The sequence below is a fragment of the Kaistella sp. genome, assembly GCF_041824135.1.
GTDB lineage: Bacteria > Bacteroidota > Bacteroidia > Flavobacteriales > Weeksellaceae > Kaistella.
On record NZ_JBGZYM010000048.1, the window covers coordinates 1 to 20,648 of the forward strand.

At 32.3% G+C, this 20,648-nt stretch carries 20 protein-coding genes and 1 pseudogene; 2 read left to right on the forward strand and 19 right to left on the reverse strand.

The genetic code is table 11. The annotated features are described in order from the left end of the window. Positions 1-88, forward strand: a pseudogene (locus ACEYOS_RS05730) (GNAT family N-acetyltransferase); the annotation flags it as partial. A 342-nt stretch (positions 89-430) separates the two neighbouring features. Here ACEYOS_RS05730 and ACEYOS_RS05735 read toward each other — a convergent pair. The 12 genes from ACEYOS_RS05735 to ACEYOS_RS05790 all read right to left on the reverse strand — a co-directional run bounded on the left by ACEYOS_RS05735 (position 431) and on the right by ACEYOS_RS05790 (position 11,472). Then, positions 431-634: a hypothetical protein gene (locus ACEYOS_RS05735; protein WP_373747971.1), complete on the reverse strand. Its 204-nt coding sequence runs from the start codon at positions 632-634 to the stop codon at positions 431-433. Positions 635-656: 22 nt separating this feature from the next. Beyond that, complete coding sequence (locus tag ACEYOS_RS05740; RefSeq protein WP_373747970.1) at positions 657-1,895, reverse strand: GIY-YIG nuclease family protein; 1,239 nt, start codon at positions 1,893-1,895, stop codon at positions 657-659. Next, positions 1,892-3,712 carry a type IV secretory system conjugative DNA transfer family protein gene (locus ACEYOS_RS05745; protein WP_373747969.1) on the reverse strand — a complete coding sequence of 607 codons (1,821 nt, stop codon included), beginning with the start codon at positions 3,710-3,712 and terminating at the stop codon, positions 1,892-1,894. Before ACEYOS_RS05745 ends, ACEYOS_RS05740 begins: the two co-directional genes overlap by 4 nt. 6 nt (positions 3,713-3,718) lie before the next feature. Then, positions 3,719-4,840, reverse strand: coding sequence for a relaxase/mobilization nuclease domain-containing protein (locus ACEYOS_RS05750; protein WP_373747968.1), 1,122 nt, complete (start codon positions 4,838-4,840; stop codon positions 3,719-3,721). Then, a complete protein-coding gene (locus ACEYOS_RS05755; RefSeq protein ID WP_373747967.1) occupies positions 4,837-5,136 on the reverse strand; it encodes a hypothetical protein in 300 nt (99 codons plus the stop codon). Before ACEYOS_RS05755 ends, ACEYOS_RS05750 begins: the two co-directional genes overlap by 4 nt. 544 nt (positions 5,137-5,680) lie before the next feature. Continuing rightward, positions 5,681-6,649, reverse strand: coding sequence for a zincin-like metallopeptidase domain-containing protein (locus ACEYOS_RS05760; RefSeq protein WP_373747966.1), 969 nt, complete (start codon positions 6,647-6,649; stop codon positions 5,681-5,683). A 1,359-nt stretch (positions 6,650-8,008) separates the two neighbouring features. Continuing rightward, positions 8,009-8,305: a hypothetical protein gene (locus ACEYOS_RS05765; protein ID WP_373747965.1), complete on the reverse strand. Its 297-nt coding sequence runs from the start codon at positions 8,303-8,305 to the stop codon at positions 8,009-8,011. 78 nt (positions 8,306-8,383) lie between these two features. Next, complete coding sequence (locus ACEYOS_RS05770; RefSeq protein WP_373747964.1) at positions 8,384-8,977, reverse strand: hypothetical protein; 594 nt, start codon at positions 8,975-8,977, stop codon at positions 8,384-8,386. Next, positions 8,977-9,609 carry an SOS response-associated peptidase family protein gene (locus ACEYOS_RS05775; protein WP_373747963.1) on the reverse strand — a complete coding sequence of 211 codons (633 nt, stop codon included), beginning with the start codon at positions 9,607-9,609 and terminating at the stop codon, positions 8,977-8,979. Before ACEYOS_RS05775 ends, ACEYOS_RS05770 begins: the two co-directional genes overlap by 1 nt. A 106-nt stretch (positions 9,610-9,715) precedes the next feature. Beyond that, entirely contained in the window at positions 9,716-9,997 is a 282-nt protein-coding gene (locus ACEYOS_RS05780; protein WP_373747962.1) for a hypothetical protein, read from the reverse strand. A gap of 116 nt (positions 9,998-10,113) precedes the next feature. Continuing rightward, positions 10,114-10,977, reverse strand: coding sequence for an SDR family oxidoreductase (locus ACEYOS_RS05785; RefSeq protein WP_373747961.1), 864 nt, complete (start codon positions 10,975-10,977; stop codon positions 10,114-10,116). 24 nt (positions 10,978-11,001) lie between these two features. Further along, a complete protein-coding gene (locus ACEYOS_RS05790) occupies positions 11,002-11,472 on the reverse strand; it encodes a hypothetical protein (RefSeq protein ID WP_373747960.1) in 471 nt (156 codons plus the stop codon). 209 nt (positions 11,473-11,681) lie between these two features. On the opposite strand from ACEYOS_RS05790, the gene ACEYOS_RS05795 reads away from it, so the two are divergent. Beyond that, positions 11,682-12,131: a PA2169 family four-helix-bundle protein gene (locus ACEYOS_RS05795; RefSeq protein ID WP_373747959.1), complete on the forward strand. Its 450-nt coding sequence runs from the start codon at positions 11,682-11,684 to the stop codon at positions 12,129-12,131. 115 nt (positions 12,132-12,246) lie between these two features. On the opposite strand, the gene ACEYOS_RS05800 is transcribed toward ACEYOS_RS05795, so the two are convergent. The 7 genes from ACEYOS_RS05800 to ACEYOS_RS05830 form a co-directional block, all read right to left on the reverse strand. After that, positions 12,247-12,402: a hypothetical protein gene (locus ACEYOS_RS05800; protein ID WP_373747958.1), complete on the reverse strand. Its 156-nt coding sequence runs from the start codon at positions 12,400-12,402 to the stop codon at positions 12,247-12,249. Positions 12,403-12,448: 46 nt separating this feature from the next. Beyond that, complete coding sequence (locus ACEYOS_RS05805) at positions 12,449-12,925, reverse strand: exodeoxyribonuclease VII large subunit (protein ID WP_373797534.1); 477 nt, start codon at positions 12,923-12,925, stop codon at positions 12,449-12,451. 124 nt (positions 12,926-13,049) lie between these two features. Next, positions 13,050-13,907, reverse strand: a complete 858-nt coding sequence (locus ACEYOS_RS05810; protein ID WP_373747956.1) for a CPBP family intramembrane glutamic endopeptidase — start codon at positions 13,905-13,907, stop codon at positions 13,050-13,052. Between the two features lie 131 nt (positions 13,908-14,038). Continuing rightward, positions 14,039-15,649 (reverse strand): type I restriction-modification system subunit M, encoded by a 1,611-nt coding sequence (locus tag ACEYOS_RS05815; protein ID WP_373707431.1) that lies wholly within the window; start codon positions 15,647-15,649, stop codon positions 14,039-14,041. 2 nt (positions 15,650-15,651) lie between these two features. Further along, a complete protein-coding gene (locus ACEYOS_RS05820) occupies positions 15,652-16,656 on the reverse strand; it encodes a virulence RhuM family protein (RefSeq protein ID WP_373707430.1) in 1,005 nt (334 codons plus the stop codon). A 1-nt stretch (position 16,657) separates the two neighbouring features. Next, positions 16,658-17,848 carry a restriction endonuclease subunit S gene (locus ACEYOS_RS05825; RefSeq protein WP_373707429.1) on the reverse strand — a complete coding sequence of 397 codons (1,191 nt, stop codon included), beginning with the start codon at positions 17,846-17,848 and terminating at the stop codon, positions 16,658-16,660. Next, the coding region (locus tag ACEYOS_RS05830; RefSeq protein ID WP_373748057.1) for a type I restriction endonuclease subunit R at positions 17,841-20,648 on the reverse strand (2,808 nt) is incomplete at its 5' end. The genes ACEYOS_RS05825 and ACEYOS_RS05830, both read right to left, overlap by 8 nt.

Below are 20,648 nucleotides of genomic sequence, written 5' to 3' on the forward strand. Positions count from 1 at the left end.
CGGTTTTGTAGAGTTTGACAAACATATTTTCAAACTTGGGGAAGATGAACAAACGGACATTATGATGAAACTAAAATTAACGAACTGAAACAAAGGCAGCCGCTAATAACTAAGCTTTCGTTTTGTCTGAAAGACAAGAAATGAAAGCCTGTTGAACGGAACCTCCGGTGGCTTTTCCTCACCACTTGGTAACTTTATGGGGTTATCGTTTTTAGAATTTAGGATAGTAAAGCAGTTTTTTAGAAGGACTGCTTTTTTTGTGGCGTTTGGTAGCCTTTATGAGTGCTATAAAAGTAGGAGTTGTTAAGATATTATATTCCTTCAGGAAATATTTAATTACAATTGCAGAAATCAATAGTCGGAAAAAACATTGGTGCAGAAATCTGTTGCACAGAATTGGATGGTATATTACCTCGTAGAAATACACAAATTAAGGAAGTTCAGATTCTAAATTAGGATCCTCTTTTGAATTTTTATATTCTTCCTCAATAATCCGATCCATAATATCGTTGATATTATAGCCTCTCTTACGTAAAAAAAGGAAATATCTGACGTGTTTGTTCGAAACGGTATTACTTTCGATGTAGTAAATACCTTTAGGATTACACCCAATATATTGCGTAAACTCTTGCAAGTTCTCTTTAATATTAAAGATTTTACCGTATCGTTATATTTGCATCGTCATTGTGATCATTTTTTATCTTAATTTTTAAATCTTTTTGAACAGGTTCCCAATCATCAAATAAACAGTAATATAATCTACCATTTTTTTCAAATTCTATATAGTAAAATGAATGATCAGTAATATAAAGTGACCTTATGAACTGTTTTTCATTACAATTTAATAAATGGTATTTATACTGAAATATACACTCTTTATGATTGGTATCGTTCACAAACAATCTAATTTGATTCTCTTCAGTTTTTCTTATTTTGAAAAAATTTAAAACTCTTAAAAAGTTTTCAACTTCAAAGCTGAATCCACAATATCTGTTTTTATAAGAAAAATTAACGGTTCCGAATATGCTAACCATCAAATTTTCATTTTGAACTTTTTTCAAAAATAGTCTTTCCTCCTTATTAAGATCTTCGAAGTTGTTCATAAAATACATGTTACACTCTTCATCATATTTCATTTCAATGTTCTGATGATAAGACATTGTTTTTTCATCATAAGTTTTAATAAAGAAAAAGGAATTTATAAGTTCTAAAATCTGGGATCTATAAATCTCGCTTTTAGAAAAAATTGAATCAATCTTATCTTGAAGATCAGTTTTTATTATATTGTTAGCTGTGGTGTTTTTGATAATTCTTAAACACTCAATAATTTGGTTATCATTTATGTCCTCAAGACAAAATTTTGGCACTCTCTCGAAATATTTAAAACATTCATCGACATTATAAACCATATTTCGATAATTTGCTTTTTTTAATCTCATAAATTTTGCTAGTTCTACAGAGTCTGGATAACCAATACCAAATCGTTCAGATTTTATTTGATCTAATAGATTAATGGCATTTTGTTTCAGTATCAGGTAATCTCCATAAATGCTGCTTTCTGCTTCTAATAGGTTTAATTCTTTTACGCTCTCATTCTGTACTTTTTTGAGCAGTTCAAGGGAGGGAACGTCTCCATTTTTTAAACATTCTATGAAAATTAGAACAATCTGCCTTTTATAAAACCATTCTCCTGCAATCTTCTGCTTTGAAAATAAACGTTTAATACGTGCTTCCAAAAAACCTAAATCCGGATAATAGTAAATATTAAGAATTTCATTATCCTTAATTCCAGATCCTGTTTTTATACTATTAAGTCTGCTCTTGAAATCGTTTGTAATACCTACCTTAATTTTGCTTTTAAGTTCGATCACATAAAAATCTTTATTTTCTGTCATTCCACTAAATTTTTGCTCTCTTCAATAATCCGGAAATAATTATCGCTCATTTCTACATTAGAAATAATTTTTTTTTCATTTCCAATACCAGTAACAAAATCTGCTAATAATTGAGTATTTAGAAACTCTTTAGGTTTACCTTCGGCAATAATGCCGTAAAATTGCCCTGGTTCTAAATTGATTAGATCTGTAACTTTTACTCGATCTCTCTCTTGAATATTTTCACTTTTACCTTTTGTGTCATTACTCTGAATATGGACAAATGTTCCACTGGTTCCGCTTCCAGTGTTTTTATTTGTAAAAAGTCTATCTTCTTTCGAAAACAGAACTTTAACCATTTCAGCTGTTTTACCGTTTGTCACTCTGCCGAAAAATTGATTTCCGAGGTTAGAAATAATTATCTGAGCTTTATCCTGCCCATACTTATCAACCAACTGGCTAAAATCCTGAACTCCAAAAATTGTAGAGATTTTATTACTCCGTGCAGTTGCCGGTATCTGTTCAATATTCGGAATAAAGATGGTTGGAGCTTCATCTAAAAGCACCACACTTTTCAGTCTACCAGGTCTGTTCATTTGTCTTACTGCTACACTTATTATTAAAGAAATTAGAGGAGCGTAAACTTGTGGCAGTGTGCTGTCATTACCTAAACACAAGAAAGAAGGATTTTCCGGATTGTTTAAATCTAAATTTACACTATCTTCCGACAATAGCCAAAAAATATCTTTTGTGTTTAAATATGATAAAGCTGTTTGAATGGTCGATAAAATTCCCGCAACTTGGTTTTGTGCCTCATTCTCTAAAGATTGTCTTAAAGATGTAACCATACCTGCTGCTTCATAATTTTGAGACATTTTAAGCAATAATAATTTTATATCTGCATGGAGTAAAAGACTTATTACATGTGGTAATGTACAGTATTTTGGATGATCTTCTTTAAGCCACCACATAACCCCAGCAATTATCATCTTAGCATTATTTGACCAAAAATCAGCTTTCTTGATGCTCTCGGGAATCAAATTATTTACAAGTGCCTGTGCATATTCAATGGCCATTACACTTTTTGTTAAATATTTTGGTGCGATTGGATTTATTCTATCACTTTGTGAGGGATTTTTAAAATCAACATTTCTAAATTTAGTATTAGTTTTGCTATAACTGGCTCTTACTTTATTGGTTAATTCAGGACTTTTAAAATCATATAATATCCCCGTATATTCCTGTTCAGCTATTTGTTTTATTATAGGTTCGAAAATACTCGCAGACTTTCCAGAGCCAGCCCCGCCTTGTATATAAATGCCTCTAAATGGATTTGCTAAATTTATAATTCCGGCGCTAGTCTTAAAAACAAAGCCCTTTTTCTGTAATTTCGAATTATTCTTTTCAAAAATATTACTACCATTTTTGTTTTTCTTCCTAACATCCTTATAAAACAAAAGCCCTACAAAAACCAATGGTAAAATCATAATTAACAAAGAATAATTTCCAATATATCTTGACAAAGCAGTTGATATTGCTGATCCACCATATAAAAAAAGAAATGTTCCTATACCCACAAATGCAATTCCTCTAAGTATATTTTCAAACTTTCCTAGTTTAAAAGCAATGAGCCAAAACGAAATAGATATTAAGGAAATTAAGATTTTAATCCACACTTCCAATTTAAGTATTCCCTTAGGCATCGTTTTAAGAAAATTATCTCCTAGAAATTGCCAAAATGGTGCTATAACACCTAACAAATTAACTGCTACTAGCATTGCAACAAACACTAATAAAATTCCCTTAAATACTTGTGGTAAACAACCTAATCCATTCATATTTTTCTATTTTGTATCTACACCTCTTTCTTCTGATAAACCCTTATTGAGGTCGCTAATTTTTTCGAATTCTTTTATTTGATTTGACATTATAAGTTTAATTTCAATGTCCAATTGAAAATTGGCGCTTTTCTCACTTTCTATCATTTTTTTTATTTCGTCTCGAGATAATCTTTTCTTTACAGTAGGTAGCACTGTGGTAATAATATGCCCTGTCACTTTATTAGTTTCATTAACCATTATTTTTTTAATCTGTCCAGATTTATTTCGAATTAAATTAAAATTAAAACCCATCGAGCGCATATACTGACGATATTTATCTAAATTTTGAGGTTTTAACTGCATCACTTGTTTATGAGCTTGAAACATTTTTGACGATGTTTTTTCGGTACCTAAATCATTTTTTAATTTTTGTACTTGTTGTGACATTGTTCTTTTAATTTCAGACATTTTAAATTCTTGACCTGTAGCAATTTCCTTAACTCGAAATCCTTGTAAATTTCCCGATGTATTAATTGTAGGTTTTACTTCAAATCCAGTCGATTTCATATATTGTATATATTTGGAGATACTAGCTGGCTTTAGATTCATCACTTTTTTATGATTTTCAAAAATTAGGGATTTTTCCCTTTTTGAAACTATCAACTTTCTTTCAATATTATCCTGCTTTATATCACGTGATGAAACTAGCCCTCTTTCCTTTGCAATTTTGTGAGCGATATTTTGAGCTTTCAGTACTATAAAATTATCTTTAATGGCCTTATTATTCTCGTCTATCCTATTAATTAATATATGTACATGCTTATGATTTTTCTCTGTATGAACGATAGCTAAATATGCTTGCTTATCAGGATTAACACCAATACCTTTCATAAAATCACGGCTAATCTCCTTTAATTCCTTATCACTTAATCGTTGCCCGTCCCTAGGTTCCGGGCTAATGTATGCAGTTATAAATTTTTTATTGCATTCTGAATTTAATGATTGTTGCATTCTAAAACTCCGCATAATCTCCGAAGACTTGTCGCCATACAACATATTTCTACCTAACTCGTATCCCTTTCTTTCATCGATTAAATAATCGACGTGCTGAGAACTTCCTTTTATAGATTTCGCGCTAGCGGTCATTCCAAAAATTTTAAAATTTCAACTTTTAATCTTTCATTAATTTTCCTCAATTCCACAATCAATTCTTCTCTATTATCTTTACTTAAAATATTTCCGAGGTTTTTTAGAGCGGTACTGATATAGGTTAAATTTTTCCAAGCTTCCAATTCTTCTTCAGAGAACCTAACATTTAATTTCTTGTCAAGTGCGGATCTCCTCAAATATTCCGAAACAGATAAACCAGCTTTCACAGATTTCTGAAAAATTTCATCTCTTTCTTCAAGCGATACTCTTATCTCAATTTTCTTACTCTTCATAATTCTCTTGTAAAATTTAGTGTGAAACGTAATACTTTTTTTGTCGACCATCGGGAGCAAAACGAAAGGTCTTTGGCTTGATAAAACTGGAATGAGTAAAACGAAATTCGGTTTTGTCCTGACAAAGACACTTCTCGACCTCCAACACTATTAAATTTTTTTCTTAAACTACATTTTTAAATTTTTTAAATAAATACAAACAATTTAAAGTCCTACATATACAACAATTATTGACCAAGAGTATCATAACATCTAAGAAAAAAACCCTACTTCCATAGTCGGAAAAAACATTTCAAAAAATGCGGGTGGGTGAGATGAGCCAGAAATTGGCTTCTTATATTGAACAAAAATTCTCCAGTATTATTGCGTAAAAGTAAATACCTAGAACAATGAATTTTGATTTTAAGTGTTGCAAATTCTGATTTACTATTTAAAAAAACAGGGTGCTTAAAAATGAAAAATTGGCATCCAATTTTTCCTAATTTTTTTTAAATTCACTATCTGTAAACAAAAAAAACCTCCCATAAAATGAGAGGTTAATTTCTTAAAATTGTTCTAAATATTTCTTCGCTTTTTTCGATTGGATGAAGGCGTTTTTTATATCTTCAATTCGATTTTCTTTGTGGGTATCGGACCAACCTTTAAGGTATCTGATGGAATTCAAAAGTTCGTCAGTAATTCCAAATTGAAGTGCCAAAAGCATTGAACCCATTTCCGCAATTAGTTCTTCAAATGAATACTTAATTTTGTCATTAAATCCTTCACGAAGATTTCTGTCTAATCTTTTGTCGTGTCCTGTCCAATGAATAATTTCATGAAATAAAGTAGTATAAAATTTCACTTCTGAAACGAAATGTTTTTTTAAAGGCATCTTGATATAATCAAAAATTGGAGAGTAACTACCATGTGAAATCTGTTCAAATTTAATTTGCAAAGAAGCATTTTCAATTAATTTTTGAACGAAATTTTCACAATTTATTTGATCAACAAATTCTAAATCTTGGGCTTCATCTAGATCAATAGTCAAATTTAAATCTTCTAAATTTTCAATCTGATTTGAATTAAAAACAACATAATTTTTAATCACCGGATATTTATTTATTTGCTCCAGTTCCGCGGAACTCATATTTTTAACCTGTTCCAAAGTATATGTTTTTAAAGTTTCCCGATGCTTGTATACAAAACTGAAAAATTCAATAACAACTCCTTTTGATCCTTTTTTAAGTTTTCCACCCGCCTTTGAAATAGAGTTGAATGTTGCGTATAAACTAGAGGTAAAACCATTTGTAAGGGTATCGATATATAAGGTCAATAAATTGAATCCTTTATAGGTATTCTGACTAAATAGATTTTTTGGTGCTTGAAATTTATATGTGGTGTAAAGTTCCCAATCCTGGGCTTTTACTTTATCTAAATTCTCAATAATTCTAGAGATAAATTTATCTTCACCTTTTTTAGAAATCTGATTTTTTTTACTTTTTGAACTGTGGGTTTTGGGGGCTGTTGCATTCATAATATTTAATTATTTATTTAGTTATATACTTATTTAGTTATTTATTTGGTTATGAGGACACGTTTTTTTTAAACTGAAAGATTTTATAGCGGACTGGAAAGACCTATTATTTAGGAGATTTTAGGGCTTTTCGAAAATGTCAAAGAACTCACTGCTTTTATCTTTATTCGTATAATTGAGGTGTCTTTTTCTTTGCTAAATGACTTTAAAAAAGGAATGATTTCTAAAACTGAAACAACGTGAAAGCTGGAAATGAATTTGCCCGAAGGGTTTAGGTGGGTTCGTCAATATTTAAATTAATGGAAGCGTAAATATTGATGGATTCCCAAATTCATTTTTTTAGAAAGACTTCCATTTTTAATTTTGCATACAGAAAAACACCAGAAATGGAATGAAAGAAAAGCAGAAGAGTTATACGTTTCTGGAATGCTATAAAACGCTATCAATAACTTTCCGGTACGTAGAAAATTTTTCAAACAAAAGAGCAATTCAATCTTTGAGAAGTTGAAGAGATATTAGCTGTTAAAACTTTAATTAACTGCAGATGAAATTGTGGAAGAGCTCGGGGAAAGTAGTGGCAAGAAAAATTGCGATTTAATTTTTTTCCGAACCTAAATTATTTTTAGTTGAAATAGAATTGACCGATAGCGAAGCGACAGGGAAATGTTTTTGAAACGTAAAGAAAATAGTATAGGGAGTGGAAAATAAAAGCAATAGGTCTAAATAAATGGCGGGAACCAGAATCTTTTAGATCTATTGCTTTTTAAAATCTGCAATTTTTTTGAGCGTGGGAAAAGCGTTGGCACTTTTTCCAAAAGTATTATATTTTTAGCTGAAAAAGAATTGACCGATAGCAAAGCAGTAGGGAAATGTTTTTAAGCGTGAAGAAAATAGAATAATGAGTGAAAAACAAAATTAAAAGTCTGAATAAATGGAATGTTTCCAAGAGGGTTCAATGAAATGTTTCAGATTTTTAATTTTTAATACTATTTCAACTAGCGCAAGGAATTTCAGACTATAATAAGATTGACTGCAAAAAGTCCAACCCACAGGGAAATGCCAATAAAAATATTCTTTAATTTTCCGTTGGCAATTTGATGAATAGGTTTGGCCTGATCGCAATAAAAGTGAATGAAATAGGATTTTCATCCCGTTTTTGGTCGACAAAAATTTCACTAACATATCTTATTTTTAACTCCCAAAATCCCCACTTACGAATGCCTTCATTATATTGGATTAAACGTACAAAAGACTTCGAAATGCTGTTTTTTTTTATCTCCGTAAAATTCAACAATAATACTTTTAGCATCCAGTTCTACTGTCTCTCGAATATTCGCTTCTAACTTCATAGTTCAAAACTTATTTTAAAAATAGTTCTAAATGTTTTTTACGAATTCCAATATCATATATTTCAAAGGAAAGATCTTCTGGTGTATCAAAAACCCTCTCCCAAAGACACCCTTCATCATAATTAAGTTTGTAAGAATAAAAAAATGAATTAATCTTGATTTTCATCCCTATAACAGGAACACAAGGAATTTTAATAGGTTTTTCCTTTAATATATACGACAACCTAATACTATGATCAGAGTTTTGTTCTTGTGGAGTTAATTTTGGTAACCCGTCTCGAAATGTAAAAGAAACTTTTGTTTTCATATTATATATTTTTACAGTTTGTACAGATCCCCCGTTAATTTTCTCAATATATCGCTATATTAGAAAAAAATAAACCTACTAAAATTTCACTCCTTTAACTTTGGTAAGATGATCTATTTTATCTTGTATGATTTCTTTGGTAATATCCTTTTTTTCGAAAAAATGATAAACCTGATTTAGGAAATTGAAAATTTCGTCATCAACCATCGCAGATAAATACACATATAATTCAATACGATCGGGATCATCGAAATATTCTTCATCAAAGTTGATAATTGTATCTGCTGATTCCTTCCATCGTTGCTTAAAATAACCGTCAAATTCGATTCCTTTTTCGTCTGCACAACTTCGTATTAAATCCATTGATCTGGCATAAATATCGTCATTAGGATCTTCGAGAATATGACCAAAACTAATATCGAAAAGTTCGCAATTAGTCAAGGAATAGTAATATTGAGGATTGTTCTTCAAAATATTCTGAATCTGTTCGGAAAATAGATATTTAAGATGAAAAAGATTTCCATTTGCTTCCTTTGCAGCACGAAATAAATTGTCATCGTGAAATTTAGTTTTCAATTGCGGCCCATCTTTTAGAAAAATATCCAAACCATATCCATCCATACTGCATTTGCTTACTAAAATATCACTGATTATAAAATTGATCTTTTCCATTAAAATAGGGTTTGTGGTATTTTATTGGGCTCCAAATTTACAGCCACCAACTTTGGATCAAAGGTAGGAAATGTAAATTCCTCTATGGGTTTGTCATTTAAAAATTTATCCGCCATTCTTGCATCAAGACAGAGAGGCATTCTGAGTTTAGAATTATGAACCACACTCATTAATGAATTTGAAACTGTTGTTACCAATCCAAAACCTATTTCCTTATTGTTCCATACATCATAAAATGCAGCAATATAAAAGTGATCAGAATTTTTCCAATGCATTCTATGTTTAACTTTTATAGGCGTTTTCTTTCCAGGATTTAGAACGTGCATCCAATCATAGAATCCAGTAACCGGAACTATGCACCGATTATTTTCAACCTTTTTATAGAATGTATGTGATTTTTCGGCAGTTAGATTAATGCCTTTTGCGGGTTTATCTTTCGGAATATCTTTATTTATTCCCCATGTCGCGTGAGTAATCTTACGACCTTCATGTTCTAATACAACAGGGATAGCAGGTCTTTGAAATGCATTGATTTCTTCTGCGTAATAATAATTATTTTCTATAATTTCCGCCTGAAGTTCATTTGATACTTCAGAAATTGAAAGTCCGTAATTATCAACTCGATTACACATTATGATTTATTTTGATGCTAAAAAAAATCAACAATTATACCATGCAAATTTTATAGTCGGAAAAAACATTTTACGTTGCGAATTTGATTTTCAAATGCTTTGAGTACTATTTTTGCATTTGATGCACAGGAGTAGCTTTGGTACAAAACAAATAAGTGAAGTAGGATTTAACTTTTGTTTTAGGATCCTCGAAAATTTCACTTTTCCATTTTATAGTTAATTCCCAGGTATCCCATTTTCTAATTTTGTGTCGATACGGATCGAAGGCATAAAACAGCACTTCAAAATGCTGTTTCTCTTTGTCTCCAACGAATTCAACAATTACCGATTGTGGCAGGTCACCTTGTTTTGGTTCAACAGTTTCTCTTATTATCGCACGCAATTTCATGAGACAAATGTAGATATATTTTGTACCAATTATAAAATTTATTTTGCTATAATTGGTATCATTCTTATAAAAACTATTGATATGTAATAAACTATCGTAAATCGTATTTACCGTTTTTACCCATTAATAATTTCGCCTCCATTAGGATGAAGAACTTGACCATTAATATAAGTGGAATCTTCACTGGCAAGAAACAAATAGGAAGGTGCAACTTCATTTGGCATTCCTGCACGTTCCATTGGGGAATCACTTCCAAATTCTGAATTTTTCTTTGCGTCAAAAGATGAGACAATCAAGGGAGTCCAAATTGGACCAGGTGCTACGGCATTTACGCGAATACCTTTATCAATAAGTTGCAAGGAAAGACTTCTGGTAAAGGAGATAATTGCACCCTTGGTCGCGGAATAATCAAGAAGGCTTGGACTACCTCGATACGCTGTTACCGACGACGTATTGATGATAGTGCTTCCTTTTTTAAGATAAGGAAGTGCATATTTTGTAATCCAAAAATAGGAGAAAAAATTATTTTCAAAGGTTTTTAATAACTGTTTACTGCTTATTTTCTCGATTGAATCACATTCCCAATGAAGCCCTGCATTATTTACAACAATATCAACACCCCCAAATTCATCTGCCATCTTTTTCACAACCTTTTTACAATTTTCTTCTTTAGAAAGATTGGCCTTTATAATAATACAGTTTACCCCATATTGCTTCACAAGTTTCTGGGTTTGCTTTGCATCTTTAGTTTCGCTGAGATAGACTATTACGATATGAGCACCTTCTTTTGCAAATAAAAGGGCAACTGCTTTACCAATGCCACTGTCGCCACCCGTTATTAGTGCAGTCTTACCTTTTAACTTTCCAGCTGCTGAATTTTTAAGTGGAGCAGTCTCAGGAATAGGCCTCATATTATCTTCTAATCCGGGTCGTCTTTGTTTCTGCTCTGGCCGGACCTTTTTTTTCCTTTCTTTTTCCATACTACTTATTATTTTCAAAATGTATTAGTAATCCAAATTTTCTAGATATGTTCCTTTTATAAACTTCTTCACTAAAAGACCCACTGCAAAACCGAAAATTCCATGCGCAATCGTCCAATACAACCAAGCCGTGAAATCATTTCCAGCAGGAGGCTTAACTGAAAGACAGGTAAGAAAAAACAATGCTCCTCCCCCAACGGTGTAGACCGCAATATAATAGAAGAGTGAAAGTTGCTTATTCAAATATTTCAAAATATAATAAAGTCCGATAACACTACAAATACAGGTGACAAAATGGAAAATATAACCGAATAGCCAAACCGGTCTTAACTGGTTTAGAACAGGGACATAATCGAAATTAAAAAGTAAAATGTAAGCTGTATTTCCTGTTAATATATAAAGTATTTTTAGGGGTATAATTAAAATTACTCCGGCAGCAATTCCAATTAAAGTTAATTTAAAAAAATTGGAAAGAGAGGGAAACGCTTTTTTCATAAAGTTTATTTAACGGAGCAAGTACTTGCTATTTATTTTTAACTTATTAAAAAATAGAATATACTACCATCTAGCAATTTATTATTGGATACAAATTTTTTACCAATAATTCTTTTTTTTCATTTTAATCTTAATATAAACTTAACAGATTTTATAATTTGATGGCATACTCATTGGTTCATTATAGGTAACCAAAAAAATAAAATATTATGAACAATCCAACAGTATCAACATTAAATGATCTTTTACAAATCACAAATGATCGAATTGAAGGTTTCAACAAAGTTGAAGATAAGGTGTGGGAAAAATATCCTAATCTTAAATCAGATTATACCAATATGGTTGATCAGTCGCAAAAAATGAGACTAGAACTGAAGAGTTTAATCTCTGAAAGAAATGGAGATGCAGATGATTCAACTACCGTAGCAGGAGGGCTACACCGTACTTGGATTGATGTGAAAAATGCTTTTTCAAGTGATAATGCAGAATCAACTTTAGAAAATGTTACCTTCGGCGAAAATGCAGCTATTGAAGCTTACCAAAAGGCTTTGGACAGCGGTGATTTATGCCCTGAAAGTTCGAGAGTAGTTCAGGATCAACTTCACAGTTTAAAAGCATCTTATGAGAAATTTAAAAACTTAGAAAATCGACACGACTAACGAATCTGATTTTTATACATTCACCTATTATTTAAAAAGCCGTCCTATTCTACTGGGACGGCTTTATTATGACTACAAACTTTCAACTTGTGTAGTTCTCAATATAAAAATTTATTTATTTTTTAATAGGTTGCTGTTCTCCGGTAGGCAAGTCTTGAAACAACTCAGGGAAAAAGGTAAGAAATATAAAATAAGAAATAATTGCAATAACTATTGCTGCGATTCCGATAAGGACAATTGGTGCAGGCTTGTTTTTTTTCGATGGTTCCATGTTTTCTTGTTTTAATGTTTGCTTTTTTAATACAATTTTTAAACCATCAACCTAGTCTGTCCTCAAGTCTTTTGTTATGCGTAATAATAAACTCAACTGCCTTTGTGGGAGTTTTTGTATTGGTATAAGCCATCGAGTTATAAGTTTTATACTCCTCTCCTACTTTTTGGATTATAATGGGATAATTCGTAACGAGTCGTAATAATGTTTCCTGTCTTTTGGTTTCAATTACGCCTAAAGTAAAAGAGGGATCAATTTCTAAAAGTTCCAGGGAAAGACCAAATACTTTGTGAAAGTTAATACTCACTTTTGCAAGAACCTGAATGTTATTGGTGAATCTTTGACCGGTACTTTTTTCAAAATCTTTGATTCTCTGAGAAGCATTTCCCCAGGCTGCTCCTTTTATTTTCGCAACAATAAGATTAGTACGAACATCTTTTTCCACAAATTCAAAATAATGATAGCCTGTCTTTTGCTTAAAACTATGCTCGGTAATATCTGCAACGATCCAAAAATGTTGCATAAAAAAGGCTTCATTAAGTTTTTATTGGATGATACCGTTTAGTTGAGAGAGAGTTAGATGCATATCCGTTAAATTATTTAATTTTAAATGCGGTTAATAACCGGAGCAATAATTATTGCTTAAATCAGTGACTACTTTTATCAAAATCTTCAATAATCTCTACAAAATTTTCCTTTGTTATACCCTTTTTAGAGGTAAGTTTTAAATCTACAATAACATCCGTTTTTCTTCTTTGCTCATTTGCTATGGTGTCTACCACATGATTTAAAGAATATTGTTTCGCTTCAACTTTAAAAATTTTTGATCCAATAGAATCTATCGTGAGGTTTTGGCTTTCCAAATTATTATACTCAAATTGTTTAATTTCAATACTAAGATCTTGATCATTTTGTTGAAAGGGTTTTTCTACTGATAGTAAAAAAATTACTCCGAGTGAAAGCACTAAATTCCATAACATATGAGTAACCACTGCAGAAGCAAAATTAAACTTTACTCTCAGAAATGTATAAAGGTACCCTCCAATTATTTGAGAACCGATTAATACTGGTGACATTAAAATCAATGGAAGTGTTAGGTCTCCAAAATTGCTTAAATGAACGAATCCAAATAATAGGGGTATTATATAAACCAAAATTTTGAACAGAAAATCCCACACTTTTGCGGAAATAAAATAACGGTACAACTTATTATCTCTTATAGGAAATCTAAAGATAATTTCCTCCAGAAGCGGTACAAAAACGGCGATTACCATTAATGATTTTAACAGTGTATTATCAGTATAATTAATTCTTTCAAAATCTTCGGGAATTAAATTATTTTTTGACAATAAATATAAAAAAGGGAAGAAAATTAAAGTGAGAGATAGATCAGCCAAGAAAGTATATAAAATATATTTTATATTTTTTATTAAGGTATAATTTTTAATTCGTAAATCTTTAGGGTTCTTATAAAAATTAAATAATTCAATAAAGTATGTTTTCATTTTGTTTTGAAATTAATATTTGTATGTTTCAACAAATATTATGGGTTTATCGTAGCTGGGTAGCATCTATTAACTCTTTAAAATACAGGTATTACTTATTTCCATATCTAAAAGTCTATCATTTTACAATATTATATAAGTGGCAACCCCAATTCTCTCAAAAAGGCATTATGTTCAGCTGTCGCGGTTTCAATAGTTTTATTAATATCAATCAATTTTATATTCACTTCTTTTAAATCAATTTGGATCTCATCTTCGGCGGTGCTTACATATCTCGAGATATTTAAGTTGTAACCGTTCTTTTCAATTTCCTCAATGGAAACCCGGCGAGAATAACGTTCAATTTCATTTCGGTATTTGTAGGTTTCTACAATACTTTCAATATTATCCTCAGTCAAACTATTTTGTCTCTTGCCTTTCTCAAAATGATCACTTGCGTTGATGAACAAAACATCATCTTGTTTTTTACACTTCTTTAAAACTAAAATACAAACGGGAATTCCGGTGGAATAAAACAAGTTGGAAGGCAAACCAATCACCGTATCAATGTGATTATCCTTTAATAGTTTTGTACGAATGCGTTCTTCTGCTCCGCCACGGAATAAAACACCGTGCGGTAAAATAATGGCCATCGTTCCTTCTTTTCCCAGGAAGTGAAAACCGTGTAATAAGAAAGAAAAGTCTGCTGCAGATTTAGGTGCAAGACCATAACTTTTAAATCTGAAATCATCTGCCATGGTATCATTGGGTTCCCAACGCAAACTAAACGGTGGATTTGCCACGATGGCGTCGAACTCCATTTTTTTTGATGGATTCATTTCATTTAATAAATCCCATTGGTTGAGCAAAGTATCGCCATGAAATATTTCAAACTCAGTATCTTTCATGCCGTGTAAAAGCATATTCATCCGCGCAAGATTGTAGGTAGTGATATTTTTTTCCTGACCAAATATTTTCCCAATACTTCCACCTTCTTCGGTAATGCGAGTTCTTACATTTAAAAGCAAAGAACCGGAACCACATGCAAAATCCAAAACTTTATTGAGTTTCTTCTTCTTGCCAGACATAGGATCCTGACTATCTAAAGTCACAATCTCGGAAAGAATGGTAGAGATTTGTTGTGGCGTATAAAACTCACCCGCTTTTTTACCGGAACCTGCTGCGAACTGCCCAATTAAATATTCATAAGCATCGCCCAAAGTATCAGAATCTGCAGAGAAATCAGCAATTCCTTCGGAAATCTTTTGGATGATCGTACAGAGTTTTTTATTTCTTTCTGTGGCAGTTCTGCCCAGTTTTTCGGAATTCAGATTGATCTCGGAAAACAAACCCTGAAAAGCACTTTCAAACGATTCGTTCTCAATATATTTAAACCCTTCTTCTAAAGTCTGCAATAAATCTACATCCTGTCTTCGGGCTAATTCTGTGATATTGCTCCACAAATGTTCCGGCTTGATAACGTAATGCACTTTACGGCGCATTTGTTTTTCAAACTCCGAAATATCTTCTGCGTTTTCTTCGTACCAAACGCCCAAAGCGGTTCTTTCATCGTCTTCTGCTAAAACAGGGAAATCTGAACCCAATTCTTTCTTTACCGATTCTTCGTAGTTATAGGACAAATATCGCAGGAAAAGAAATGAAAGCATATAATCTCTAAAATCATCGGCATTCATGGCTCCTCTTAAATTATCGGCGATATCCCAAAGGGTTTTCCCCAGTTGTAGTTGGTCTTTTTGTGTCATTATTATTTTCCTTTCAGTTTTTTTATTTCTTTGTCAAAATCAGAAATAATTTTTTGAGTTTTATTAAACTCATTGTACTCTTTTCCTGCTTTATGGAGTGCGGCTTCATGCGAAACAATTCCTTTTCCTTCTAAGATTTTATATTCATTAAAGTTCAAAAACTTATCTACGCTTTTTGCCAAACCTTCCATGGTGAACGTGTTTTCCCGCTCGATCAGATTTTCTATATAATCAAAATAACCTGTTATGGTTCTTTCTAATTGTTTGATTTCTTTTTCCTCCAAATAATTTTTCGCAATGGCAATATCTGATTTTAAGATTCTACCTTCCGGCGAATTCTTCCAAACTGTTAAACCCATATTTTCTTTTGTAGCATCGGCTTTTTTGAAAATGATTTCGGCAGCGGTATGTTTGGTGATGGCGTAATGAAACTTATTTTGAATGGTGGCGTAAAAATTTTTAGTCAGTGGATCATTCACATTATAATCAATACTGCACTCTGCAAAAATATCGGTGATTTGTTGATAGATTCGGCGCTCGCTTGCACGAATGGAACGAACACGATCTAATAATTCTTTAAAATAATCTTTGCCAAAAACTGTTTCTCCCTGTTTTAAACGGTTGTCATCCAGTACAAAACCTTTAATAATAAATTCTTTTAAAGTTTTGGTAGCCCAGATTCTAAATTGGGTCGCTTTAGCAGAATTCACCCGATAGCCAACAGAAATCACGGCATCTAAATTATAGAATTTTGTTTTGTAGTTTTTGCCATCTGCAGCAGTTGTTTCCAAAATGGAAATAACTGAATACTCCTCCAACTCACTGCTTTCAAAAATATTGGATAAATGCTTATTAATTGCAGGAACGCCGACATCAAATAATTCCGACATCATTTTCTGCGTTAACCAAATCGTTTCATCATTAAACAAAACATTGAGTTTTACCTCGCCGTTGGGTGTGGTGTAAAGAATAAAACTATTTTGTTCAGGTTCTAAATCGTTTTTCATATCAATCGATCATTTTAGGGAATAATCCCTGCATTAATCCTTTTTTATGCAATTGCAATCTTTCTATTTTCTCTGTTTGTGACCAGATTAAATTATCTAATGAGCCAAGACAAGAAGCAATTTTTTCTTGTTCATTCAATTTTGGAATGAAAAATTCATATTTTAAAAAATTCTTTCCATTTATTGAATTTATTGTTGCACCTAAATCTGCATCAACTTGATTTTGATAAGCCTCAGATTGAAACAATTGAAATACAAAACTTGGATTACTTGCACGAAAAATTGTCATAAATGCGCCGTGAGTGGTGAAAGGCATTTCATTTTTAATAATTGCATTTTTGCCAATCAAAGATTTTGAGCCATTCCTAATACATATTAAAATGTCTTCTTTTTGGGTCAAGTTTACACCCTTTACTGACGGCGTCACGTAAACGCAGTCATTCAATTCTATTTGGCCATTTTGAACATTGGAAGATCTTAAAACTAATAATCCTTTCTCTCTAATATCTTGTGGACTATAAGTCAGACCATTCACTAAAACTCCAATTTCATTTAAACGTTTCTTTTCCCACTCTCCATCATTCTCAAACTCCGGAAAACGAAACTTCGGTACGGTTTCTCCTTCTTGCGGAAAAAGATTTTGCATTAAACCTTTTTTATGGTTCTTTAAAAGTTCAAGTTTTTCTTTTTGAGCGGTGATTAATTGATCTAAAGAAGAAAGACAGGAGGCGATTTTTTGTTGTTCATCTTTCGCTTTTGGTAATTGTATTGGGAAATTTTGTAAAATTGGTAACCTTAATGATAAAACAGTTGACTGAACCGCTTTTTCAGAAATTAATTTACTTCTATGATTCATTGAGTAATAAACGAAATTACCTATACAAGTAAAATCTTTTAATGCATATGCTCTTTGATGTAAATCAAATTTTCCAATAAAATATTTTGGTATGAAACGCATTCCCTCTCCAGGAATAATTACTGCTTCGGTATCAAAAATATATTCATTAGATGCTTTGATTATCGCCGATCTATCAAATAGAGGATATATGCCATTTTCAATATGATCTTGTGCATTAGATTTTCCATTTGTAATAAAACAAACGTCTCCAAGTAGTTTATCTTCCCATTCTCCATCATCAACAAATTCCGGAAAACGCAGTTCAGGCATTAATTGTTTTCTATCATTATTCATATGCGTTCAATCCTGCAATTTCTCGTCCCTGTGCCAATTTTTGTAATTCCGGCAAAAGGTCTTTCATTAGTTCTAATTCTTTCTGCTTTCTAACTTTCCAACCTAAATTAAGAGGTTCCAGCAAGTCAGTCAATTTCTCTCCATCGAAAATCATTCGGTTTAAAATGGTATCGACAAAGTTTTTTAAATCGGTCAATTCTAATCCATTTTTATGCGCAATTGCTGCTAATTGTTTTTCGTTTTTTTCTATTCTAAACTGTTCAAAACCTTCACGCAGATTATTAACTTCCTGTCCGCTGTTCCAATCCAAACTGTTAATGTATTCCTCCATGTCTTCCTGCTCTTCCATGAGATTAGACTGGGATTTTAGAAGCACAATAATCTCTTCTTTGGTCTTCTTTTCCTTACCGGGTTTTTTCTGCGTACTGTCTGCAATAAGACTCATGATAAAATCATAATCTACCACCGTAGAAGCAAAAAGCACCAATTCAAAATCCAGTTCCTCCATAGGAGGCAAATCACCACCACCAGTTCCTGTTCCAGGTTTCTGTAAATTTTTAGCAGTTTCTATATAAGAACTTCTAAATTCCAGCAAAGTGTCTTTCGGTAAAATGGCTTCAATGGTTTGCATTTCTTCTTCGGCCAGATCGGTGTATTGATCCAATTGGGTTTTAAGCCGTTGCACTTCTTTGAAATTTTTGATGAACTCAATTCTGGCAATATCTCCTTTTAAATTATAGACTTCCTGTGGTTCGCAAACCAGATTTTGATTGGTCATAAAAACACCCAATGCTTCCACTGCTTTTTGGTATTTTTCAATAACCACTGGAGCGGGTTCTACCATCCAAATTTCTTTTGCACGTTCACCATCTTTACCGGAAAACAATTTTATCGCCGCATCAACATCGTCCTGTTGTGCCCGAAAATCTAAGATATTGCCGTAAGGTTTGGTATCATTTAAAACCCGGTTTGTTCTGGAAAATGCCTGAATTAAACTGTGGTGTTTTAAATTTTTGTCCACATAAAGCGTGTTGAGATATTTGGAATCAAAACCTGTTAAGAGCATATCGACCACAATGGTAATATCAATTTTATTCTCATGCGGATAATCTGCGTTTGCATATTTTTGGTCTTTAATACGTCGCTGAACATCCTGATAATAAATATCAAATTCATTAATGGTATGATTGGTTTTGTATTGCAAATTATAATCTGCGATAATTTGTTGTAAAGCTTTTTTCTTTTCTTCAGGGTTTTGCTTATTGTCTTCTTTCTCCTGAATTAAATCTTCCTGAATTTGCTGCACATCTTTATTTCCTTCTGCAGGTGGTGAAAATACACAGGCGATATTGAGCATTTCATAATTCTCATCTTGCTGTTTCTTTTCCCGTTGAATTTTTTTGAAGAGTTCAAAATAAGAAATCGCAGAATTAATAGAAGACGTTGCCATGATGGCATTAAACTTTCGACCATTTGTTGCTGCGTTATGTTTTTCGATGATAGCTTCAACGACCGCTTTTTGAGTGACCGTTTCAGCGGGTTTATTATTGTTTTTACTTTTCCCTTCGAAATAATCAATGTGAAACTTCAGAACATTTCGATCTTCGATTGCGTGGGTAATTGTGTAAGCATGAAGTTCTTTTTCAAAAATATCAGCCGTAGTTTTATAACTGGCATTTTCGCCTTCTCTAATATTGTAAGTGGCGTTGTCTTCAAAAATCGGTGTACCCGTAAAACCAAAAAGTTGAGCATTTGGAAAAAACTCTTTAATGGCCTTATGATTTTCCCCAAATTGCGAACGGTGACATTCATCAAATATAAATACTACTCTACTTTTGCTTAAAGGTTGCAATCGTTCTTTATAATTCTGTTTAGAAGTTCCATCTAAAGCCAGACCTAATTTCTGAATAGTGGTCACAATTACTTTATCTGCATAATCTGAAGATAGTAATCGCCGCACTAAACTCTGCGTATTGGTGTTTTCCTCGACGCTGCCTTCCTGAAACTTGTTAAACTCTTCCCTAGTTTGTCGGTCAAGATCTTTTCTATCCACTACAAACAGACATTTTTCAATATCCGGATTATCTTTTAGCAAGGTAGAGGCTTTAAAGGATGTTAGCGTTTTACCACTTCCTGTTGTATGCCAAATGTAACCGTTGCCTCTATTTTCGTGGATGCTGTTTACAATGGCTTTCACTGCATAGATCTGATAAGGACGCATCACCAAAAGTTTTTGCTCGCTTTCTACCAGAACCATGTATTTGCTGATCATTTCGCCCAAAGTACATTTGGATACAAACTTTTCAGCAAAGGAAAAAAGGTTGTTTATTTTTTCATTCTTTTCGTCGGCTAAGTGATAAACCGGAAGAAATTGTTCATCTGCATTAAAAGTGAAGTGTTGATTTTTGTTATTGGCGAAATAAAACGTTTTTGATCTGTTGCTGACAATGAACATCTGCATAAAACACATTAATGAATTGGTATAACCATTACCTGTATCATTTTTATAATCCACGATTTGCTGCATCGCTTTCCGAGGCGTGATTTCAATATTTTTTAGTTCAATCTGCACCACAGGCAAACCATTAATTAACAAAATTACATCATAGCGGTGATTGCTGTTTTCGGTATTAATGCGCAACTGATTGATGACTTCAAAATCGTTCTTGCACCAATCTTTAATATTGACCAATGTATAATGAAGCGGCGTTCCATCTTCCCGTAAAAAATAATTTTTCTGTCGAAGTAATTTCGATGCTGCGAAAACATCTGGAGTAATAATTTCATCACGCAAACGTGC

What these genes read in the sequence shown, in the direction of transcription:
- ACEYOS_RS05755 (WP_373747967.1), bottom strand. Translation starts at nt 5,136, where the DNA reads ATGAAGAGTAAGAAAATTGAGATAAGAGTATCGCTTGAAGAAAGAGAT.
- ACEYOS_RS05820 (WP_373707430.1), bottom strand. Translation starts at nt 16,656, where the DNA reads ATGAAAAACGATTTAGAACCTGAACAAAATAGTTTTATTCTTTACACC.
- ACEYOS_RS05805 (WP_373797534.1), bottom strand. Translation starts at nt 12,925, where the DNA reads ATGCAACATTTTTGGATCGTTGCAGATATTACCGAGCATAGTTTTAAG.
- ACEYOS_RS05785 (WP_373747961.1), bottom strand. Translation starts at nt 10,977, where the DNA reads ATGGAAAAAGAAAGGAAAAAAAAGGTCCGGCCAGAGCAGAAACAAAGA.
- ACEYOS_RS05780 (WP_373747962.1), bottom strand. Translation starts at nt 9,997, where the DNA reads ATGAAATTGCGTGCGATAATAAGAGAAACTGTTGAACCAAAACAAGGT.
- ACEYOS_RS05770 (WP_373747964.1), bottom strand. Translation starts at nt 8,977, where the DNA reads ATGGAAAAGATCAATTTTATAATCAGTGATATTTTAGTAAGCAAATGC.
- ACEYOS_RS05815 (WP_373707431.1), bottom strand. Translation starts at nt 15,649, where the DNA reads ATGACACAAAAAGACCAACTACAACTGGGGAAAACCCTTTGGGATATC.
- ACEYOS_RS05790 (WP_373747960.1), bottom strand. Translation starts at nt 11,472, where the DNA reads ATGAAAAAAGCGTTTCCCTCTCTTTCCAATTTTTTTAAATTAACTTTA.
- ACEYOS_RS05795 (WP_373747959.1), top strand. Translation starts at nt 11,682, where the DNA reads ATGAACAATCCAACAGTATCAACATTAAATGATCTTTTACAAATCACA.
- ACEYOS_RS05760 (WP_373747966.1), bottom strand. Translation starts at nt 6,649, where the DNA reads ATGAATGCAACAGCCCCCAAAACCCACAGTTCAAAAAGTAAAAAAAAT.
- ACEYOS_RS05800 (WP_373747958.1), bottom strand. Translation starts at nt 12,402, where the DNA reads ATGGAACCATCGAAAAAAAACAAGCCTGCACCAATTGTCCTTATCGGA.
- ACEYOS_RS05765 (WP_373747965.1), bottom strand. Translation starts at nt 8,305, where the DNA reads ATGAAAACAAAAGTTTCTTTTACATTTCGAGACGGGTTACCAAAATTA.
- ACEYOS_RS05740 (WP_373747970.1), bottom strand. Translation starts at nt 1,895, where the DNA reads ATGACAGAAAATAAAGATTTTTATGTGATCGAACTTAAAAGCAAAATT.
- ACEYOS_RS05825 (WP_373707429.1), bottom strand. Translation starts at nt 17,848, where the DNA reads ATGAATAATGATAGAAAACAATTAATGCCTGAACTGCGTTTTCCGGAA.
- ACEYOS_RS05810 (WP_373747956.1), bottom strand. Translation starts at nt 13,907, where the DNA reads ATGAAAACATACTTTATTGAATTATTTAATTTTTATAAGAACCCTAAA.
- ACEYOS_RS05750 (WP_373747968.1), bottom strand. Translation starts at nt 4,840, where the DNA reads ATGACCGCTAGCGCGAAATCTATAAAAGGAAGTTCTCAGCACGTCGAT.
- ACEYOS_RS05745 (WP_373747969.1), bottom strand. Translation starts at nt 3,712, where the DNA reads ATGAATGGATTAGGTTGTTTACCACAAGTATTTAAGGGAATTTTATTA.
- ACEYOS_RS05775 (WP_373747963.1), bottom strand. Translation starts at nt 9,609, where the DNA reads ATGTGTAATCGAGTTGATAATTACGGACTTTCAATTTCTGAAGTATCA.